Below are 20,022 nucleotides of genomic sequence, written 5' to 3'. Positions count from 1 at the left end.
GCCGGGGCGGCAACTCAGTACTGCGATTGCGCGGCCCACTCAAGTACCGCCATGGCGCTGGACAGTTTCATCGCCGCTTGGGTCCACGCCAGGGAGCGCGGTCCGTCGAGGACCTCGCCCGCGACCTCGTCACCCCGGTGTGCGGGCAGATCGTGCAGGAACACGGCGCGTGGCCACCGGTCCAGCAGTGCGCTGTCGACGTGGAAGGGCCGGAACACCTGACGCCAGTCGGGGTCCGGCTTGCTGGTACCGGTCGTCTGCCACCGGGTGGTGTAGACGACGTCCACCTCGTCCGGTGCCTGAGTGAGGTCGTGCACTTGTGCCACGGCCGCGCCGACCCGCTCCGCGCGTCGGCGGGCCGCCGCCAGATCGGGCTCGGGAACGCCGTATCCGGGCGGGGTCGCGAAAGTGATGTGGGCCCCGGGGACGGCGGCGAGCCCGTGGGCCAGCGCCACCGCCGTGTTGTTTCCTTCGCCGACGTACAGCAGTCGCACACCCTCCGGGCTGCCCAGGGCCAGTTCGAGCGTGGCCAGGTCGCACAGACCCTGGCTGGGGTGCTCCTGCGCCGCCATGGCATTGACCACGGGGAAACGCCCTCGGCGGGAGAGCTCTCGAAGCTCCTCCAAGGGACCGGCGGTCCGGGCGACCAGGGCGTCGAGCATCGCTCCCAGTATCCGTCCGGTGTCCGCGATGGACTCACCGGTGCCGAGCTGAAGGTCGCCGGGGCCGTAGGCGACCGGCACGGCGCCCAGCCGGACGGCACCCACGGTGAAGGCCGTGCGGGTACGGGTGGAGGTCTTGGTGAACAGGACGCCGACGAGGTGGCCGGCCAGCGGCCGTTCGTGCGCGTCCGGTGCCCGGAAGAGTTCGACCGAACGCGCGGCCAGCTTTCTGATCAGCGCGGGTTCCAAGTCGGCCAGCGAGAACAGTCCCTGTTCAAGGCCGGGGTCCTGTGCAGTGCATGTGTCTGCCATCGGGCCTCATTCGGTGAATGGTCAGCACGTGACCGGTTCGTTGTTCGACGGCTCTGCGAAGTGAAGGTTCTTCGGGTCTATGGAGTGCAGACTGCTGGACGTTCACGCAGCGGAGGACGCTGCGGACGGGACTCTTCGCCAGGAGGAGACCCTCCACCGGCCCCTCACGGCAGCAATCCCGCCGCCGCGAAGGCATCGTGTGCGCCCGGTGCGTCCACGACGCCGGTTTCCTGGAACAGCCGCACCGAATGCCGGGAAGCAGCCCTGATGCCGTCATCGACCCGCCGCTGTGCGTAGGCGTCCCGGACGACCTCCTCCACCTTCCCGGCGACCAGCCCGGCCGAGGACAGGGCGGTGCGCACCGGCCGCAGGTCGGGCAGCAGACTGGCGCGGATCAGGTCCGGGACGCATCGCGCGATGCGTTCGCGCTGCTCGGAGTCCTGCTGCGCCCACAGTTCGCGGAAGAAGCGCGAAAAGAAGACGTGATGCCAGCCCTCGTCCTTGGCGTGATCGCGCACGATGTCCCGTACAACGGTGAGCACCCGCCCGTCCCGGGGTACGTCGTTGAGGATTGCTGTGATCAGCGTTTCGAAGACCACGACCTGCAGAAGCTGGGCGAGGGCCGGAGCGTCGGGCAACGCCTGCTCCCCGATGGCGTCGAGGCGCCGCAGGAACGGTGTGAAGTCGTACGGCAGCACGGCGATGCCCGATGCCCGGGACACCTGGTCGACGACGTCGAAACTGTACAGGGAGTGGTATCCCTCGTCGCAGTAGATCCGGTACGCGTCCAGCCGGACGGCGGCGGAGGCTCCGATCCCGCTGCGGCCGCCCGCGATGCTGTCCGTGGCCCGGTTGACCACACGGGTCTCGAAATGGGCAGTGAAGCTCAGGTACTGAAAGAGGTGCCGGGCGAGCAGCTCATCGCGCCGGTCCGCCGGCAGAGCACGTACCAGCGGATGGTCCAGGTACGGCACCAGAGCGGGCGGGAAGAACAGTTGCCCGGCGGCGAGTTCGTCCGTCAGGACACGACGGGGCGCGCTGCGTACGCCCGCTCGGAGGTACCAGTCGTGATGTGGGTCCGTCCGGGGCGATTCCGCGGGGGTTCGATCATCGCGTTGCTGCTGTGGCGATTCGGTGCTTCTCGGACGTGCCCTCAACGCGCCCTCCTGCACTGGATTCCAGGTGTTGGGTGCGGCTCGGTCAAGCGGAACGACGGAGCGTCACCATCCGGAATATACATGCGTGCCAACCCGACGGATATCGGCGGTCGATAGCGTGCCGCACGCGGCTTCGGAGAACAGTGTCCCAGCTGTACACGAAAATCACTGCTTTCTCTCGAATGAGCCGGCACGTGAACTTGGTAGTAGCCAGATGCATATCCCCGGAATTTCTCCGCGTGTCGAAGCGGAATCGCTCACGAAAAGGTGGGAGGCGGCCCGTATCGGCCCTACGTCGGGACGTCGCCCCGGCTCTCCCCGTTCCGACGTAGTGCAGCACGACAGATGAGTGTCCCGCGTCCGCAAGTTCGGTTCCAAGGTGATCGCCCGGGCCGGGGCGGCGGTGCACCGCTCCCGTTCGGTGCTCTTCCGCTGTGCGTGCTTTTTGCCGACCGCACCCCACCGGGTCCCCGCCTCCGTTCAGGGCCGCCTCAGAAGGGCCTCAGGGGAGTCTTTATTCACATCAGTACCGCCTGAAACTCTCAAACCGGGAACTCGTCACACTTATTAACTCACACGAGTAATCACAGATTACAACTATGAAGCAAGGGAATTAACATAATCGATAGCGATTCTCACTGGAAACCCAAAAACACTGACTTGGGAGGCGGGTGTCCCGTGGCCTTGACGCCGGAAACCATCAGGAAAATCACCGTGTCCGTGATTCTGGGGTACATCGAAAAAGCGCAAGGGGGGCCCAAGGAGGTGAAGGGTACGTTGCGCCTCGGGATGGGCGGGCGAGAATTTTCGCTGAAACACAAAGATGAAACCGAGCAGACGTACACGGCAGAGGGAGGCTCCACCTTCACGTACTGCCTAGGGGATACGCCGAACGTGATGCAGCCCGGTCTGAACGATCCGCGCAAGCCTCAGCTGTACGTGTGGTCTCTCGATCAATTCCCCAACTACATCCGTTATACCTCCTCGGAGGATGACTCCTACCTGGAGGTGCACCGCGTGGAAGTGCGAGTCGACGGAGACCGGTACGCCTACGTGTACACGGCGCCTGCTTTGGGTGGACGCCTCGGCAAGGACGAGTGGGTCAGGCTCGGCAAGTACCACGGAGCCGCGCTGCAGCTCGCCCAGCGCTGACATCCGGGCGGGCCGCCACCGCCCACCGCCCAGCACCACGTCCAGTCACAAGGAAGGAAGCCATGCCCAGGCCGGAAGCAGGTATCGCGCGCAGCAGCCGGGAGGCTCTGCCGGCGCAATTCCAACCAGGAATCAACCTCTATCTTGATCACGTGCTGAGCGGGCTCAGGCTCGTTCTCGACGCCACCGACAAGACCAAGGTCATCATTGACCGGGACTGGGCGGCCTCCGTCAAGGTCGTCGATCAATGGCGTCTGGAAGAAGCGCCCAACGCTTCCTGGTACATCGTGAACGCGGACAACGGAGACTACCTGTCGTTCGACGATGACAGGTCCAAACAGTTTCCGGTGAAGTCACGGCCGAAGGGCGCGAACGACGTCGACACGAAACGGCGCTGGATCATCCTGCACGCCGATCCGGGAGGTTTCACCATCCGACCGGCCGCTGAGGGATACGACCACTTGGCCATCACGCCGAAAACCTCGACGTACGCCAAGTCGGAACTCATTCTCAGCCGGGACGAGAACTATCTCTGTCAGCTCTTCCAGAACGTCAGCAGCCGTCCTGCGGGCGAATGACCGGGACTGAACGGCCCGGTCGGGTCGGTGGGCGCACAACGCCAGCCCCCCCTGCCCCGCCATCTCAGAGGAAGGATTGCCCATGAAGCGCTCGCGTATCGCGCCCGCTGTCGCGGCATCGCTGGTGGTAGCCGGGGTGACCGCCGGAATCTGGACCGCGCAGTCCTCTCACGTCGTTGCCGACGCCCCCGAGCAGTATCCGGCCGCGGCCCCGGTTCAAGAACCCTGCGAAACCTATAAGTCGGACGAACGGCAACAGAGGAAAGCATGCGAGGAGGTGGGCAAGCGAGCGGACAGTGTCCGCAAGAATGTCGATGAAACCGAGGACAACATCGCCAAGACGCAGAAGAAGATCGATCAGTGCCCCCCTGACTCACACGAGTGCATGGACAAACTGGCGGGCCAAGGAGCCCGTGAACTCAAGGGCATCGACAAGATGACCGAAACGATCGGGAAGTTCCAGCCGGAACCGGCACCGGACTCCCAGCGCACCCACGTATGCACTGACTTCCCGAAAACGCTGCCCGAGGGGGCGGACAAGGAAGAGAACATGCCGTTCGCCCTGTCGCGTCTGTGTGAGCTGCTGGGTCAGTGACCTCCGGGCCGCCGACATCGGTCAGGACCTGCCGGCCGCATCTCCGCGCGTGCATCGCGCCGTTCCCACTTCCGCCAGGAGGTTGCCTTGCCGACCGACCGACTCCTGCCTCTTGTCCGACGCGTGTCCGCCGTCCCGATCCTGTGCCTGACCGTAGCGGCGTCAACCATCACGCCCGTCGACGCCACGACGTCCTCCCGACCACGGAAACCGGATGAGGGCCGGATCACCCAGGTGGTGAAGTACTGCGCGTCCTCCCCCGAAGGCTGCTCCTTCGTCATCGATCCCGCCCGCTCGCGGGAGTACACCACGGCGGTGAAATCACTCGGTAACGCGGTCATCAACTGCACGATCAGCGACATGACCGTGAACCGCAAGGTGGACCTGCGCACCGGCAGCACCGACAACATCGGCGGCGAGATCACCGGCAGCGTCTCCACCGAAGGGTCCATCAGCGGCACCGCGGAGGTGTCGAAAGACGCCACGTCCGAAAGCCATCAGAACCACAAGACTCCCAACCTCAAGGAGGGGCCCACCTCTGAGTTCGGAGCCAAGAGCAGTGTGCGAGAAGGAGCGAAGGCCTCCGGTACGCAGGCGGCAAAGCTTGCCTTCCAAACGGCATTCAAAGCGCATTACGCCCGTTCCTGGCAGACCGAGCACACCGAGTCGACCACCTACAACACCACGGTCAAGTCACACGACATGCTCGTCTTCGGAGCCAGCGCCGCCATGCAGCGCGTGGTGGGGGACATCGTGACCGAAAACGGAAAGAAGCTCAGCGGCGTTAGAGTGGACACGCCGTCCACGATCAACACCAGCTCGTTCATCGCACAGACTTACTCGGTGCCCGAGGGCATGTGCGGAAACCTGCGTCCGCAGGGGAACACGGCAGGCGGTGGGAGTCCGACGCCCAAAACGAGCGACAATCAGCCCGGCGGTCACGCGGACGCCATCCTCCGACCCGGCCCAACGCACGGCAACGACCCCACGCCGAACCCGGGTTGAGGACGGCCGCTGAGCAAGTCGCCGTGCCCAGGTGAGCCGGCCAACGCGTTGCAGCGTGACACGCATGTCATCCGGACCCGCGTGGCGATGTCCGGCGTAACGGCCGGTGCGATCTTCACGAGCCAAGAGAGCTCAGCACCCACCCCACCACATGCCAGCAAAACCTCGACCGTTGATTCATCAACACCTTGGGGTGCCCATGGAACGCCATCGCCTGCCACGGCGCACCGTAGTGCGTGGCACCGTCCTCGTAACGGGGAGCCTGTGCCTTGTCCTGGCGGGGCTTGCCACTTCTCCGGCCGGCCCGCGCACATCCATGACCGTGGCGAGGGAGGAACCCGAGCCGGTAGATGTCACCGTGCTCAACGCACGGTTCCTGGAGAAGAGAGAAAGCAAGAAGGACCCCGAAAAGGTCGCCGTGCCCCAGTGGTCGGGCGATAGGGCCTATCTCGTTCCACCCGCCAAGAACGGGCGCACGGACAAGTCGTGGGCTGCTACTCCCGTGAAGAAGATGTACCAGAGATTGCGCGGCGTCCGCGCGGGAGCGAAAGTGACCGTCACCTTCGACGACAGCCCGAGCACCGCCAACTCCTGCAAGGCGACCGCTGCCACGGTCGGGCAGTCCTACACCGTTGAGGGATCCGGTGAGGCCGGCAAGCACTCCTATACCACTGAGGCACCGCCTGCGGGGCGGAAGCCCTCGCAGTGGGCGGAGGAAGGTAACTGGCGAACCAGGACCTATGAGTTCACCGCCAAGGAGGACGAGCCGGCCCTGACGTTCGTCTCTGAAACCACCAGTAGCGATCAGACATGCGGTGCCATGCTCACGAACATCCACATCCGACAGGCACCGCCGCCCGCCGACAAGACACGACCCAAGACGAACCTGCCGTGGGCCGAGGCGTTCAAAGGCAACGATCCCAGCGATGTGAAATCGGCGGTGGAAGAGTGCGACGGCAAACTCGACGACTGCCCCTTCGAGGTCGACAAACGCTACTCCTACGCCTACTACGACAAGGCGCGCGTCATCGGTGAGGCATACGTCAACTGCACACGCAACCAGATCCAGCACACCCGCTGGTTCAACTACCGCGAACGCTCTTTTGACAGCCTGGCGCCTACACATGCCAAGGAGGGCCTCAATCTGGGCTCGTCCGCGAAGCTACCCACCAGCGGCGATCCCACCCTGGACGACGATGCGCAGAGCCGCGTCATCGCTCGCCAGATCGCGACCGGGTACGAGCGTGCCTACCAGGTGCCCTGGCAGTGGCGGACCCACTCCCAACGGAAGATCACCGAGATCATCGAGGCCGGTGAGGTCGGCTGGATCGAGGTGCAGCCCGGCCGGCAGCGCGTCGAAGGATGGCTCAATCAGGTGGGTAAGTACGAGGACGATGCGTACCGGCTGTACGTGACCGTCGACGGGCCGTCGCTGCAGGTGCCCGACCGGATCTACCAGCGCACCGGTCCGATGTCCAAGGACGAGAAGTCTCGCTGCAAGTCCGACCGGCCGATGGCGTCCACGCCCGTGGACTCCGATCAGCCGGCCGCCTCCGTCGCCAAGGCGACCGTACCCGCAGACCCCCCGCCTTCCGGCGGCACCGGGTGACCGTTGTCAGGAAAGAAGAACGGTCCACCGCGCCTCTGGGCGGATGCGGCCTGGACGCTCAGGCCGGTGCTTCGGTAGCCGCCGTCGGCGATGGGTGGGATCAGGGGGGCGATCCACGAGGAGCAAGGTGTCCTCAACTGCGGGAAACCTCTTCGCGCGGGCCGCGGGCGAAGCTTCACACGTAGCGTGACAGCTCGTCGGTGAGATGGTGCACGAGGAGTTCGGCATGCTGGTTGGGGTAGGTGTGAGCGCCGGTGAAGAGGCGGGGAGTGGTGGAGGCGGTGACGAGATCATTCCAGGCCACGAGAGTGTTCTGGCTGGTCAGCGGGTCGTGGTCGCCGCCGTAGAGGGCGAGGGGGACCTCCAACTGAGGAACTGTGTGATGACGGTAGTGGAGCAGCATGAGTAGGTCGGCGAGGATGGCCGTACATGCTGTTGCCGCTTCCGGGGTGTTCAGGATGTTTTCTGGGATGGGGCCGACGAAGTCGCTCAGACCATCCAAGCCGGCCGCCAGGCGGGAGGGCAGTGCGGCCGTGTAGGCGTCCAGATGCGGTGCGGGAAGCGCGGACACAGCCAGCAGGTTCGGCATGCGGCCAAGGACGCGTTGTAGGTGGCACGTGGCGATGTACGCCAGGAAGGCTCCTACGCTGTGCCCGAACAGTGCGTAGGGCCGCGGGTCGGTTGCGCTTTCGAGGGCCTCCGCGATGTGGGCTGCGCACTGGTCGGGATCGGTGAGAGAGGGCTGGTGGCTCCGTCGGCCCCGGCCCGGCAGTTCGATGGAGCAGAGTTCCACCCAGGGCGGGACCAGTTGTGTCCAGAATTCGTAGTACTCCGGTCCGCAGCCGGCGGGAGGCAGGCAGTACAGACGGACAGTGGCCTGAGGCCGGGAGGCGAGGACCACGCAGCGTACCGTGGTGTCGGCCCGGGCGGCCTTGGGCGGATGCCCGGTGTGGCCGGTGACGAGGGACAGGGGAAACACCGCCTTTCCATTGTCCGGGGCAGCTGTCCGGGACAGCGCATGCCATGAGCATCGAAGGGGTCGGGAATCATGTGTACTGCGGCACTGGCGCGGGGCGCGTTGTGAAGACGCACTGCGGCAGGACAGGTATGAGCCTTCAGCCCGCGGCCGCGGGCTGCCGAGGTTCAGGGGGCCGTGAGCACGACCACGGCGTTCTGTCCCCCGAAGCCCGCCGAGGTACTGACGACGGCCCGCAGACGGGCGGGGCGGGGCACCTTGGCCACGACGTCGAGGTCGATGGCGGGATCCAAGGTGTCGTGGTTCGCGGTGGGCGGGATGTGCTGATGCGTGAGGCTCAGAATGCTGGCGGCGGCCTCGATGGCGCCGGCAGCGCCGAGAGAGTGCCCGATGACGCTTTTGATGGAGGTCACCGGCGGTGGTCGGTGGAAGACCCGATGCAGGGCCCGCGCCTCGGCCTCGTCGTTCAGGCGAGTGGCGGTGCCGTGTGTGTTGATGTGATCGATCGCCTCGGGGCCGATTCGTGCGTCCGTCAGCGCGGTTGCCAGGCAGCGTGCCAGGCCCTCGCCGTCGGGACGGGGGATGGTGGGGTGATGGGCCTCGGCGTTGGCGGCGTAGCCGGACAGGTACGCGTGGGGGCGTGCTCCGCGTGCCCGGGCATGGCGGGCGTTCTCCAGCACCAGGACGGCCGCACCTTCACCGAGGACGAATCCGTCGCGGTCGGCGTCGAACGGCCGGGAGGCGCTGCCGGGGTCGTCATGCCGGGTCGACAGCGCGCCCATGCGGTGGAAGGCAGCTGCGGCGAATGGGCTGGTGCAGGGCGATTCACTGCCCCCGGCCAGGACGATGTCACAGGTGCCCGAGCGCACCAGGTCGCGTGCGACGCCGAGGGCCGTGGTACCGGAGGCACAGGCGGTGCTCACCACGAAGCTGGGCCCCAGAGCACGGACATCGAGGCTGACTTCGCCGGCTGCCATGTTCGGTGACAAGCGGGCGATGGCGGTGGGAGAGAGGGAGCGGTACGCGCGGTCGTGCAGTTTCCGGAAGGTGGGCATACCGGTGTCGTTGCTGCTTGCTGCGACGCCCAGGACCACGCCCACACGGGTGCCGTCCCAGCTGTCCGGTTGCAGACCCGCATCACATACGGCTTCGCGGACGGCCACCAACGCCATCTGGGTGAAGCGGTCCATCCGCCAGGCGGTTCGCCGGCCGAGCAGCTGATCAGGGTCGAAGCCCGGCACTCGGCAGGAGAAGGCGACGGGGAGGTCGACTTCGGCCATGGCCGGGTCGATGGTGGCCGTCGACCAGCCTGCGCACAAACCTGACCAGGTGGCGTTGGTTCCGATTCCCGCGGGCGTGACGAGCCCCATGCCGGTGACGGCGACGTCATGTTGTGTCACGAGGCGGCTTCAGCTGTCGTGGCGGCAGGGGCCAGCGTGGTGCTCTCGTCGGTCCGCATGGCCTGGGCGAGCAGCTCGGCGGCACGCTCCAAGGTCATGTCGTCGGTGAAGGCGGAGGCATCCTCTGACAGCTGTGCGCCGGTCTCTTCCTCAAGGACCACCACCAGCTCCACGAGGGCGAGGGAATCCATTTGCAGATCCGTGAAGGTGCGTTGCGGAGCAAGCGTCTCCGACTCGATGCCCAAGTGCTGGGCCAGGCATCTCGTGATGAGCTCGTACGTGTCGTGCATGGGCTTCCTTCTACGGAGAGGGAGGGTCGACACAGCTTGACAAGATGCCGTGCGGCACAGGACGGCCGTCTCGGTGGGTCGTAGCAATGTCGCCCGATGAGAGGACAATGCTCCATACGATGGCCCTGTGGCGGACGCGATGTGCGGCCCCGGCGGGTTCACTCTTCCCGCTCGGGCTGCCTCGGCAGTCCGGCAGGCCGGAGGGACACGGCCGGGCTGCCGGGCGCGCCGTCAGGTGCCTTCGGAGGAGAAGAGGGCCGGCGCAGGAAACGAGGCATCCACCAGTTGGCGCGACCGGCCAGTTGGAGGACCGCGGGGACCAGGATGCCGCGGATGACGGTCGCGTCGACGAGGACAGCGATCGCCAGCCCCACGCCGAGCACCTTCAGCATGCTGATCCCCGAGGTCGCCAGGGCCGCCATGGCGACGGCCACGATCAGCGCCGCGGCGGTGAACAGGCGCCCGGTGCGGGCGATACCCGTGATGATCGCCTGACGGTGATCGCTGCCGGACACGTACTCGTCCTTGATGCGTGTCATCAAGAAGAGCTCGTAGTCGATGGACGCGCCGAAGGCCAGGGCAAGGACCAGTACGGGCATCGTCAACTCCAACTGCCCGGTGACGGCGAAGTCACCGATCAGGAAACGCCCGTGGCCCTCCTGGAAGACCCACACCATGGCTCCGAGGCTGGCCGTCAGGCTCAGCACGCCCACGATCACGGCTTTGACCGGTACGAGAACGGATCGGGTGCAGACCAGCAGGGTGCTCAGGGTTGTCACAACAGCCAGCGCGATCGCCCAGGGCAGCCGGTCGCCGACCGCGGCAGCGGTGTCGACGGCCGCCGCGGTGCGGCCGGTCACCAGAGGAGAGCCCGGCGCCGGTACCTGCCGCACACGGCGCACGGTGTCCTTGGCGGCCTCACTTTGGGCAGGCGCAGACACCACGACGGACAGTACCGTCCCACGACCGTCGATCGATGAATGCCCTGGTCCCGCACCAGCCACTCGATAGCCGTACCGGTAGGTGGCATCGGGCGCTCGCACACCGTCCACACCTTCGACCCGGGACAGGTGCCTGGCATAGCCGCCCAGCTGTGCCGAGTCGAATCGCTCTGTTTCAGGCAGGACAACCGACAAGGTGCGCTCTCTGTCCAGGGAGAACAGCTGCGGGAGTCGCTCCGTGAGCACGCGGGTGTCCGCCGTGGCCGGCAGCACGCGGGCGTCCACCACCCCGAAGCGGGCGTGGGTGAACGGCCAGGCCAACGTGAGCAACAAGACACCGCTGAAACCCAGCAGAAGAAGCGGATGCGCGGTGGTGAAACGGGCGATCGTTCGCCACGCGCGACTGTCGTGGGCGCCCTCATCGTCGGCGGCCCGCCACCGTCGCCGCCGATCGCTCCCCTTCGCCACACGGTGACCGATGAGCCCAAGGAGCGCCGGCAGCGCGGTCACCGTCACCGCGGCCCCCAGTAGCACCACGACGATTCCGGAGATGGCCAAGGACCGGAGGAAGGGTACGGGGAACATGAGAACCGCACAGAGTCCGGCCACCACCGTGACCGCGCTGTAGGCCGCGGCGCGCCCCGCAGTGTCCATGCTGCGGATGACGGCCTCCGTCACAGTACGTTCTCCCGAAAGTTCCTCTCGGAAACGGGTGACGACGAACAACGCGTAGTCGACAGCCAGGCCGAAACCGAGGGCGGCAGCGATGTTGAGGGAGAACACCGACATCGGGACGAAGGCATTCACCAGCCGCAGCACGGCGAACGCCGCAGTGACCGCGCACACGGCGATCACTGTCGGCACCAGCGCGGCGGCCAGTGACCGGAAGGCAAGCAGGAGGATCAGCACGGTCAACGGCAACACGATCAGCTCGGCACGCAGGAGATCGTGCTGGCTTCTGTGGGTGGCTTCCGCGTTGACCACCGCGGACCCGGTCGTCTTCACCGTCAGCTCACCCGCGTGCCGCTTCAGCCCGGGAGCCAGCGCCTCGAAGGTGCGCATGGCAGTGAACTCGTCATCGCCCAGATCCAGTGCCACCAAGGCCGCTCGTCCGTCCTTGGAACGCAACTCAGGCTGTCCGGCCGTCCAGTAGGAAGTTGCGTGCAGCACGCCTGGTTGGCTTCGGGCCCAGTCAGTCAGGTGCCTGCCGGAGGCGTGGGCAGCCGGTTCGTCCACCCCCGCTTCGGTATGCGCATAGACCAGAACATCCGGCGTGCCCGCAGCGAACCGGTGTGTCAGCACGTGCTCGGCTCGAACAGACTCGGTTCCGGTCGCGGTGTAGCCGCCCGAGGACAAGGTGGCGAATGCGCCTGCCGCCACCGCCACAGCCACCACGGTCAGAAGAGCGTGGAGCGCCAGCACATGGCGTGCTCGGCGGATGCACCACCAGGCCACCCTCCCGAGCCGGCCATCGGCACGGCGAGCCGCAGCGGACGGCTTTGTCGCCGGCGGGCGTACGGAGAAACTCATGGGTCCCGTCCCTGCTCGGGGATGTGAGAACTGTGTCGCAGACGTTCCGAGGACTGTGGGTCATCCCTGCCACCAGTGAGGCGGCGCGTGTCACAAGGCTGCGGACACCTTGTCGGTGATCCCGCCCGGACCGCTGGCACGGCCGGCGGACCACCGTTCCTTGACGTTCTCAAAGGCGCGGGCCCGCGCCTCGATGCGGTGCAGCGTGCCCGCAAGCTCGTCGCGGGCCTGCTCCCCTGCCGGGTTCAGTTCCCGCACGTCCCACACGGCCAGCGATCGCAGCAGCGGCACCAGCACCTCGTCGTGGTGCACCCGCAGGTCGTACACGCCAGCCAGAGCGACGTCCAACGCAAGAGGACGGAAGCCGGCCATGCGCTCGGCCGGCATCTGGAAGTCCCGCACACATTCGGAAACGGCCTGCAGTACCGCATCGGCATCCATCTGCATCGCTGCTTGAAGCAGGTCCCGATAGAAGATCATGTGAAGGTTCTCGTCCTGGGCGATGCGGGACAGCAACCGCTCGCAACGGGAATCGCCGCTGTACCGTCCGGCATTACGGTGGGACACCCGTGTGGCCAGCTCCTGCACCGCCAGATACACGAGGTTGACCAGCATCCCGACGTGGCGAGGTGTGTATCCGGTGGACATCTGCGCGATACGCATGCGCTCCAGAGCCACCGGGTCGACCGCGCGACTGGTGTGGAGATAAGCACGCAGAGCGGTGCTGTGACGGTCTTCCTCAGCTGTCCACCGCGCAAGCCACTCGCCCCATGCGCCCGTCCGTCCGATCCGGTCCGACACCGCCCAGTGGTAGCTCGGCAGATTGTCCTCGGTCAGTACATTGAGCACCAGAGCCGAACGAATGGTGGGGGAGAGGGCCGACTGGCCTTCTTCCCATGCCGTCCCACCGAGCGGACCCTCGAAGTCGTACCCCTGACTCCAGGGCACGTACTGATGCGGGAACCACTCCTGCGCGCGGGTCAAGTGACGCTCGAGGAGTTCACCGGCCACCGGTTCCAGTTCGTCGAGCCAAAGCGAGTCGGGGCGTGTTCCAGTAGGAGAGAAGCTCACGAAGAATGAGTCTGCGCCTGTGAGTAGCCTCTTGGTCGAAAGCGCACGCAGCTGCGGCCTCTAACTACTTCAGATGGCGGCTCAGATATTATCATCGGATAATCCAGAGCCGCGCTCAGCAGGTTTCTGTTTGGTTCTTGTTCGTTCGGTCCCTCGTCCGTTGGAACCAAAGGGGAAACCAGCGGAAGAGACACTCGGTAAGTGATCGTTTCCTCCTTCGATACGCGCTTCGGCTCGCTCTTTGCGAGGCGGGCGTCGCCGTTGCGCGACTGAAGACTGGAAACCGCCGTCCGCGTCGCCTGATCAAGGACTCGTTCAGACAACGCCCTCGACTGCAATAGCGACTTCCCGCGCGACTCCCGCAATTCGCTGAGCAAGGTTTCCCGCCCCTGTGTTGTCGGTCCCGTTGGATGACCCGCAGGCGACCCGACTGCTCGGTCGGAGGGGGCCGCGCAGCCTGCCGGTCGGCGAGCGACGGGCTTGTCTTGTCGCTTGTCGGCCGCTCGCCAGCTGTCATCGAGGGCCAGCTTCCCGGCGGAGAAGATCGGGAGGTAGCCGCGCTTGCTGTCGGTCTCCGTGCGCAGCAGCTCCAGGACCCGGTCGAACGGCGAGACCGTATCGCCGACGGCCGGGTTGAAGAGGGCGTAGCCATAGGCCGAGCCGCCGAGGCTGACGCCATCGGGTGAGCTGGCGCGCATGGTGGGCGCGTAGTAGCCGATATCTCCAGGTCGCGGCGGTCGGCCAGGTACCAGAGGGCCTCGGCGAACTGGAAGGCCGGATTGGTCGTGCGGGTCGCCAGACAGGGGAGTCTCTGGCGGGGGTCGGGCAGCCGGAATCCAACACCGACTACCTCGCGGGCCTCGTTCCCGCGGGCCGCGATGTGGTGTTTGTGCTCGTCGGTCGCCAGCTTGAGCAACGCCAGGTAGGCGCCTTCGACGCTGCGGAAGGTCGGGGGTGTGAGCATGCACGCTCCAAGTGATGCGGTCGGCGCTGAAGGAGGTGCGCGGGGAGAAACCGGAAGAGGTGCCCTCCCCGCGCGTTTCGTCCGGCCCCGAGCCTTGTGTCAGGTGTGGTTTGCCGGGTGGTGCCCGTCCTCTCCGCCGCTGCCGTCACGCTGGGCGGAGAGGACGGAGATCAGACAGAGGAGTCGCGACGGGTTGCCGCGGCTTCCTCAGCGAGGTCCACGACGGTGACTCCGCGCAGCTCGCGGACGAGCTGGGAGGCCAGGACCCAATGGGTCAACCGACGATCTCGGTACGGCAGGGGAGTGTCCGCCCCAGGCTTGTCGCCGAGGTCGACAGGCTCGATGCCGTGAGGGCCGTAGCGGTAGGGCGTTCCGAGTACTCCGTGCAGCCGTGGGATTCGGGCGCGGAGAGCGACAGCCCCCTTCCGTACAAGGTGGCGGCACTTCTCAACCGACTCCTGAGCGTGTTCCAGGCAGAGGGGCGGCTGAGCGGTGCGAAGCCCTTCCCAGCCTGCTCGTGCGCTGACCGGCGGCGTCGCCAGGAAGAGGTACCCCTTGTCCGTACGGCTGGACTGCTGCGCGCACACCTGGCACCGCAGGCCCCTTATGCACTCTCTCTGACGCGAGGGATGCACGTCCCGCCACCGCGGTCTGCCCGTGAAATCGGGGTTCGGCCCGCGTGGCGTGGCACCGGAACCGCGCGGCGAATTCACGACACGCTCCTCGGCAGCCGAGACGAGCAGTACGTGACCCTCATGGTCAATGAGGCGGCCGGAGATGGAAAGGTCCACGACCTTTACAAGTCTTGGGGCTACAAGGACATCGGGCACAGCCAGCCCTCACCGGCCTCGCCCCGCCTCACGGTGATGATCCGGCGCATCCGCTGAATGCCGCCGGGCGCCATGTGGTGCCTGACCCTTGACGTGCTACTGAGGAGCGGAGGTGGCGGCGCTCCTCCGGCCGTGGGATCTCGCGTGGCGCTGCACCGAATGGGTGACACTGATGCCCAGTTGCCCCGCCATCGACTTCAACCGGAGAGCTTCTTAGAGGTCGTTTTCTCCCGTTGTTTCATCCCGAGATGCGCTTCTTATTCGGTAATGCCGGGTCGCGCCAGGAGACGGTGCTTTCGCCAGTGAGGCGGCGGGCCATCAGATCGGTCATGGCGAGGTGGATCATGGCTTCGGAGCGGTGCGGGTAGGACTCGTAGTCGCGGACGAGGCGACGGTGCAGCATCAGCCAGCCGTAGGTGCGCTCCACGGTCCAGCGTTTTGGGATGGGCGTGAAGCCCCTGGCGCCGGGGGCGCGTTGGACGATTGCGAGGTCGATGCCGAGGGTGGCGGCGTGGTCGATGAAGTGTTTGCGGTAGCCGCCGTCGACCCAGACCTTGCGCAGGCTGGGGTGGTCGGCGGCGGCCTGCTCCAGGAGGGTGCGGCCGGCGGTGGAGTCCTGGACGCCGGCCGCGGTGACCAGCACCGCCAGCAGCAGGCCGAGGGTGTCGGTGAGGATGCTGCGTTTGCGGCCCACGATCTTTTTGCCCGCGTCGATGCCCTGGCTCCGGGCGGGCACGGAGGTGGAGGTCTTCACGCTCTGGGCGTCGATCACGCAGGCGGAAGGGTGGCGGTGCTTGCCTTCCTGCTGGCGTACCAGCTCCCGCAGCAGCCCGTTGAGCTGGGCGAAAATGCCGCCGGTCTGCCATTTGGCGAAGTAGCCGTAGACCGACTGCCAGGGCGGGAAGTCGTGCGGGAGGTAGGCCCACTGGCAGCCGGTGCGGTCCACATACAAGATCGCGTTCATGATTTCGCGCAGGTCGTGCCGGGGCGGTCGGCCGAAGTCCAGGGCCCGGCCGCGGCGTTCGAAGCGCCAGGCGGACAGGATCGGCTCGATCAACTCCCAACGGGCGTCGGAAAGATCACTCGGATACGCGCGACGGGCGGTCATGTCCCGGGCATACCGCCGGTCGAGGGCGTGCGCCCAGGCGTGCGTCCGGCCTCGTGGAAGCACGGAACAGAAGCGGGCGTCCTGGAATGAGACAGACGCAAGCGGGCTCTCGCCCCAGGCGCCGCACCGTCCTTTCCGCCAGCCACGGCCTTCACTGCAGGCTCGCCAGTGTCAGATCATCAGCAGACGCAAAACAACGGATAGCACCGCACTCAAGGGGAAAACGACCTCTTAGACGCCGTTTCCTTTGGCGTCAGTGAGTCGTTGAGCGCTTCATGAGGTGGGACTCCCACAGGTGGCGTCGCAGACAGCGACACTCATGTCCTCTCAGTGGGACGCCGCGTGTCCGGCTCGGCCTGGAGCTGGAGTCGGCACCGGCTTCGTCGAACATGCGGGCAAGTGCGCCGATTTGTCTGGGGAAGCAGACGCGCTCAGCGGGTACCCGCTGGAAGGAGCATACTGACGGCGCATACCTCGTTGGCGCGGAGGAAGGCCAAGTGAGGGACCGTGAACATCTTCTGGTCCGTGACGCTCCCCCGTGAGCAGATCAGCGTACTGCTGGCCGGGCGGCTGGCGGGGGCGTCGGTTCTTGCTCTTGGAGTCAGCCCTTCAACGGCTGGCGCCATGAAACAGAGTGTGCAGGAGGCAGGGGGATATCTGGTGGCCCATAGTCAGGCCCCGCATTTCCGGGTAGTGCTGAGCGTGCAGGGTGAGTCTTGCCGCGTGGACGTCACCGACCAGGGATTCACGCTGCCGGCGAAGGCCAGGCCCGAGGGTGCTGGCCAGAAGGATCACAAGATCGACCGGGAAAAAATCACCGGCAATCTGTCGGCCCGTGCCGATGAAGTGGAGATCCACCACGATCATCACAGCGGAATCCTGCTTCGCTTCCGGATTCCTCTGCATCAACGGGAGAAGAGCCCGCCCATGTCTGAGCAGCGACGCACCGACGAGAATGAGAACAGTAACCGTTATCCCACCGACCTGCTCGCCCAGCGCCTCAACATGATCTCCGACTTCGTGAACCAGGCCTGCGCAAACTTCGAGCAGCATCCCGCGCAGTCAAAGCGGATGCTGCTGGTGTTCACCGCCGTCTTGGGCGGCCTGACCCAAGATCTGCAGGACCTCTTGACACCGGAGCTCACAGAGCAGGCCCAGCGGGAAATTCGTGCGGTCGCTGATGACGAACATATTTCGCTGGATCACGTCATCCAGGTCAGCGCGACCCGTCTACTCGCCGGCATCTGGGGCACCGGTGCCACCGAGGGAGTTACCGCGGAGAACTGGCAGGCCAATGCACCAGGTCTGGCCTCGGCATGTGTGCAAGTGGCCCGCCTCACCGGCCATTACGACGGGTGGTTCAGTCAGCTCCGAGATGGCAAAGCCGGGCCCGGTTAAGCACGAAAGCGCTTAGACGTTGTTTCAGTTGGTGAGCTTGCGATAGCTGATGAGTGCTGCGGCGATGCCGACGAAGGCGAGGAAGTGCTCGGCCTTGCGCTCGTAGCGGCGGTGCAGGCGACGGCACCCGGCCAGCCAGGAGACGGTTCTCTCGACCACCCAGCGGTGGCGGCCCAGGCGCTTGGAGGGTTCGATGCCCTTGCGGGCGATGCGGTGGCGGATGCCGCGTTCACGGAGCCATGTGCGCAGGTGGTCGTAGTCATAGCCCTTGTCCGCGTGGAGCTTGGCCGGCCGTCGGCGGCGAGGTCCGCGGCAGGAGCGGATGGGCGGGATGCCCCGCACGAGCGGCTGCAGGCCCAGGCTGTCGTGTGTGTTGGCGGCGGAGATCCCCAGTGACAGGGGTACGCCGTTGCGGTCGGTGAGCAGGTGGATTTTCGATCCGCTCTTGCCGCGGTCGGTCGGATTCGGTCCGGGGCCCCCTTTTGCCGCCCGCACGCTGACGGAGCCGATCGCGCACCGCGACCAGTCCAGCTTGCCGCGGGCGCCGAGTTCATCCAGCAGCACGCGGTGGAGCTTGGCCCAGACGCGGTCCCGGCTCCACTGGGCCAAGCGCCGGTAGACGGTCGGCCCGGCCGGGCCGAACGCTGGTGGCAGCTGCCGCCAGGTGCAGCCCGAGGTGGCCACGAAGATGATCGCGGCCAGCGTCTCGCGATCTCCCGCCCGCCGCCGGCCACCACCTTGTGGACGCTTGACCTCCGTGGGCGGCACCACCCGTCGGAACAGCACCCACAACTCGTCCGGCACTAACCGCTCACCCAAGCCCCTCATGAAGCGCTCAACGTCTCACTGACACCAAAGGAAACGGCGTCTAAGAGGCCCGTCGTCCAAATCTTTCCGTCTGGCGTCAGTGAGCTGGAAAGTGATGCCGGGGGGTTGGCCCGGGGGCCAGCAGCATCAGGGTTTTTGCGAACGCCCGTCAGCTGTCGACTTCGGTCTTGTCGCCGCCCCAGAGGGTGTGGAAGACGCCGTCGCGGTCGGTGCGGCGGTAGGCGTGTGCGCCGAAGTAGTCGCGCTGGCCCTGGGTGAGGGCGGCGGGGAGGCGCTCGGCGCGCAGGGAGTCGTAGTAGGCGAGGGTGGCGGCGAACGCGGGGGTGGGAACGCCCTGCTTGGCGGCGGTGGCGATCACGTCGCGCCAGTCGTCCTGCGCGGCGGCGATCTCCTCGGCGAAGGTCTTGTCGGCGAGGAGGCTCGGCAGCTGGGGCTGTGCCTCGTAGGCGCGGGTGATCCGGTCGAGGAACGCGGCCCGGATGATGCATCCGCCGCGCCAGATCGCGGCGACCTTGCCGAGGTCGAGGTGCCAGTCGTACTCCGCGCTGCCGGCCGCCATCTCGTGGAAGCCCTGGGTGGAGACGGAGCGGGCGAAGACGGCCTCGGCGATGCCGGAGACGGGAACGCCCAGGTCCAGGGCGATCTGCACGGTCCAGCGGCCGGTGCCCTTCTGCTCGGCCTGGTCCAGGACGACATCGACGAAGGGCTTGCCCGTCGCCTCGTCGACGTGGGAGAGCACGTCCGCGGTGATCTCGATGAGGTAGGAGTCCAGGCGCCCGGTGTTCCAGGTGCGGAAGACGTCCGCGATCTGCGCGGCGGAGTACCCGGCCACGTCGCGGAGCAGCTGGTACGCCTCGCCGATGAGCTGCATGTCGGCGTACTCGATGCCGTTATGTGTCATTTTTACGAAGTGGCCGGCTCCGTCGGGGCCGATGTGTGTGACGCATGGGGCGCCGTCCTTGGCCTTCGCGGAGATCCTCGCCAGCATCGGACCGAGTGAGGCGTATGACTCCTCGCTGCCGCCCGGCATGATGCTCGGTCCGTTGAGCGCGCCCTCCTCGCCGCCGGAGATGCCGGCGCCGACGAAGTGGATGCCCTGTTCGCGCAGTTGCTTCTCGCGGCGGCGGGTGTCGGCGAAGTGCGCGTTGCCGCCGTCGATGATCATGTCGCCGGGTTCGAGGAGCGGGGCGAACTCCTTGATCACCGCGTCCGTGGGATCGCCCGCCTTCACCATGACGACGAGGCGGCGGGGGCGTTCGAGCGCGGCGACGAACTCCTTCGCGGTCTCGGTGGGCACGAAGTCGCCCTCGTCGCCGAACCGGTCCACGAGCTCGCGGGTGCGGGCCGCGGTGCGGTTGTGCAGGGCGACGGTGTAGCCGTTGCGGGCGAAGTTGCGGGCCAGGTTGCGCCCCATGACAGCGAGGCCGGTGACGCCGATCTGTGCGGTGGTGGTCATGCGTGACTGCTCCTGAAGGTGGGTGCGTACTTCTTTTTAGTACGCCCCGCCCGATGTCGCCCGTCGGTGCGTGTGCGCCTGCGTGTGCGGGGCGGGGCCGGGGCCGGAGCCCCGTGGTGCGGGTGCCCGAGGAGCGTGGCCCACCGAGTATGCGCGGGCG

At 66.5% G+C, this 20,022-nt stretch carries 17 protein-coding genes and 1 pseudogene; 7 read left to right on the top strand and 11 right to left on the bottom strand.

The genetic code is table 11. The features are described 5' to 3' along the window. Positions 1-14: 14 nt before the first annotated feature. Positions 15-974 carry an ornithine carbamoyltransferase gene (locus tag IF20_RS00390; protein ID WP_052862859.1) on the bottom strand — a complete coding sequence of 320 codons (960 nt, stop codon included), beginning with the start codon at positions 972-974 and terminating at the stop codon, positions 15-17. 164 nt (positions 975-1,138) lie between these two features. Continuing rightward, complete coding sequence (locus IF20_RS00385) at positions 1,139-2,146, bottom strand: diiron oxygenase (RefSeq protein WP_267881112.1); 1,008 nt, start codon at positions 2,144-2,146, stop codon at positions 1,139-1,141. 663 nt (positions 2,147-2,809) lie between these two features. Here IF20_RS00385 and IF20_RS00380 point away from each other — a divergent pair. From IF20_RS00380 to IF20_RS00360, 5 genes are all read left to right on the top strand, one after another. After that, a complete protein-coding gene (locus IF20_RS00380; protein WP_052862858.1) occupies positions 2,810-3,283 on the top strand; it encodes a hypothetical protein in 474 nt (157 codons plus the stop codon). Between the two features lie 62 nt (positions 3,284-3,345). Next, positions 3,346-3,861 carry an RICIN domain-containing protein gene (locus IF20_RS00375; protein WP_199896418.1) on the top strand — a complete coding sequence of 172 codons (516 nt, stop codon included), beginning with the start codon at positions 3,346-3,348 and terminating at the stop codon, positions 3,859-3,861. Between the two features lie 82 nt (positions 3,862-3,943). Then, the gene (locus IF20_RS38830) at positions 3,944-4,456 is read left to right on the top strand and encodes a hypothetical protein (RefSeq protein WP_199896417.1); all 513 of its coding nucleotides are present in this window, start codon (positions 3,944-3,946) and stop codon (positions 4,454-4,456) included. Between the two features lie 123 nt (positions 4,457-4,579). After that, entirely contained in the window at positions 4,580-5,461 is an 882-nt protein-coding gene (locus tag IF20_RS00365) for a hypothetical protein (RefSeq protein ID WP_199896416.1), read from the top strand. 199 nt (positions 5,462-5,660) lie between these two features. Then, positions 5,661-7,070 (top strand): carbohydrate binding domain-containing protein, encoded by a 1,410-nt coding sequence (locus tag IF20_RS00360; protein ID WP_199896415.1) that lies wholly within the window; start codon positions 5,661-5,663, stop codon positions 7,068-7,070. Between the two features lie 175 nt (positions 7,071-7,245). Here IF20_RS00360 and IF20_RS00355 read toward each other — a convergent pair whose 3' ends face one another. From IF20_RS00355 to IF20_RS38825, 6 genes are all read right to left on the bottom strand, one after another. Next, positions 7,246-8,049 carry a thioesterase II family protein gene (locus tag IF20_RS00355; protein ID WP_234426433.1) on the bottom strand — a complete coding sequence of 268 codons (804 nt, stop codon included), beginning with the start codon at positions 8,047-8,049 and terminating at the stop codon, positions 7,246-7,248. Between the two features lie 164 nt (positions 8,050-8,213). Continuing rightward, positions 8,214-9,446, bottom strand: a complete 1,233-nt coding sequence (locus tag IF20_RS00350; protein ID WP_052862853.1) for a beta-ketoacyl-[acyl-carrier-protein] synthase family protein — start codon at positions 9,444-9,446, stop codon at positions 8,214-8,216. Beyond that, positions 9,443-9,736 (bottom strand): phosphopantetheine-binding protein, encoded by a 294-nt coding sequence (locus IF20_RS00345; protein ID WP_052862852.1) that lies wholly within the window; start codon positions 9,734-9,736, stop codon positions 9,443-9,445. Before IF20_RS00345 ends, IF20_RS00350 begins: the two co-directional genes overlap by 4 nt. 158 nt (positions 9,737-9,894) lie before the next feature. After that, complete coding sequence (locus tag IF20_RS00340; RefSeq protein ID WP_110943648.1) at positions 9,895-12,207, bottom strand: MMPL family transporter; 2,313 nt, start codon at positions 12,205-12,207, stop codon at positions 9,895-9,897. A gap of 90 nt (positions 12,208-12,297) precedes the next feature. Next, positions 12,298-13,278 (bottom strand): acyl-ACP desaturase, encoded by a 981-nt coding sequence (locus tag IF20_RS00335; RefSeq protein ID WP_052862850.1) that lies wholly within the window; start codon positions 13,276-13,278, stop codon positions 12,298-12,300. Continuing rightward, on the bottom strand, positions 13,275-13,976 hold the full coding sequence (locus IF20_RS38825) for a hypothetical protein (RefSeq protein WP_199896414.1): 702 nt from the start codon (positions 13,974-13,976) through the stop codon (positions 13,275-13,277). The genes IF20_RS00335 and IF20_RS38825 overlap by 4 nt, the downstream gene beginning before the upstream one ends. A 922-nt stretch (positions 13,977-14,898) precedes the next feature. On the opposite strand from IF20_RS38825, the pseudogene IF20_RS37105 reads away from it, so the two are divergent. Continuing rightward, a pseudogene (locus IF20_RS37105) lies at positions 14,899-15,129 on the top strand (GNAT family N-acetyltransferase); the annotation flags it as partial. A gap of 181 nt (positions 15,130-15,310) precedes the next feature. Here IF20_RS37105 and IF20_RS00330 read toward each other — a convergent pair. Further along, a complete protein-coding gene (locus IF20_RS00330; RefSeq protein WP_052862849.1) occupies positions 15,311-16,180 on the bottom strand; it encodes an IS5 family transposase in 870 nt (289 codons plus the stop codon). 507 nt (positions 16,181-16,687) lie between these two features. On the opposite strand from IF20_RS00330, the gene IF20_RS00325 reads away from it, so the two are divergent. Further along, on the top strand, positions 16,688-17,578 hold the full coding sequence (locus tag IF20_RS00325; RefSeq protein ID WP_052862848.1) for a hypothetical protein: 891 nt from the start codon (positions 16,688-16,690) through the stop codon (positions 17,576-17,578). Positions 17,579-17,602: 24 nt separating this feature from the next. On the opposite strand, the gene IF20_RS37100 is transcribed toward IF20_RS00325, so the two are convergent. Next, positions 17,603-18,406 carry an IS5 family transposase gene (locus IF20_RS37100; RefSeq protein ID WP_110943647.1) on the bottom strand — a complete coding sequence of 268 codons (804 nt, stop codon included), beginning with the start codon at positions 18,404-18,406 and terminating at the stop codon, positions 17,603-17,605. A gap of 148 nt (positions 18,407-18,554) precedes the next feature. Beyond that, entirely contained in the window at positions 18,555-19,862 is a 1,308-nt protein-coding gene (gene gndA / locus IF20_RS00315; RefSeq protein ID WP_052862847.1) for an NADP-dependent phosphogluconate dehydrogenase, read from the bottom strand. Positions 19,863-20,022 lie beyond the last annotated feature (160 nt).

Source organism: Streptomyces niger (assembly GCF_000718305.1).
GTDB classification, from domain to species: domain Bacteria; phylum Actinomycetota; class Actinomycetes; order Streptomycetales; family Streptomycetaceae; genus Streptomyces; species Streptomyces niger.
Note: the sequence above shows the minus strand (reverse complement) of the source record. Positions and strands in the feature narration are given on the sequence as shown.

Excerpts from the sequence above, each read along its gene's own strand:
- IF20_RS00360 (WP_199896415.1), top strand. The coding sequence starts at position 5,661 with ATGGAACGCCATCGCCTGCCACGGCGCACCGTAGTGCGTGGCACCGTC.
- IF20_RS37100 (WP_110943647.1), bottom strand. The coding sequence starts at position 18,406 with ATGAGGGGCTTGGGTGAGCGGTTAGTGCCGGACGAGTTGTGGGTGCTG.
- IF20_RS00345 (WP_052862852.1), bottom strand. The coding sequence starts at position 9,736 with ATGCACGACACGTACGAGCTCATCACGAGATGCCTGGCCCAGCACTTG.
- IF20_RS00330 (WP_052862849.1), bottom strand. The coding sequence starts at position 16,180 with ATGACCGCCCGTCGCGCGTATCCGAGTGATCTTTCCGACGCCCGTTGG.
- IF20_RS38825 (WP_199896414.1), bottom strand. The coding sequence starts at position 13,976 with ATGCGCGCCAGCTCACCCGATGGCGTCAGCCTCGGCGGCTCGGCCTAT.
- IF20_RS00375 (WP_199896418.1), top strand. The coding sequence starts at position 3,346 with ATGCCCAGGCCGGAAGCAGGTATCGCGCGCAGCAGCCGGGAGGCTCTG.
- gndA (WP_052862847.1), bottom strand. The coding sequence starts at position 19,862 with ATGACCACCACCGCACAGATCGGCGTCACCGGCCTCGCTGTCATGGGG.
- IF20_RS38830 (WP_199896417.1), top strand. The coding sequence starts at position 3,944 with ATGAAGCGCTCGCGTATCGCGCCCGCTGTCGCGGCATCGCTGGTGGTA.
- IF20_RS00390 (WP_052862859.1), bottom strand. The coding sequence starts at position 974 with ATGGCAGACACATGCACTGCACAGGACCCCGGCCTTGAACAGGGACTG.
- IF20_RS00340 (WP_110943648.1), bottom strand. The coding sequence starts at position 12,207 with ATGAGTTTCTCCGTACGCCCGCCGGCGACAAAGCCGTCCGCTGCGGCT.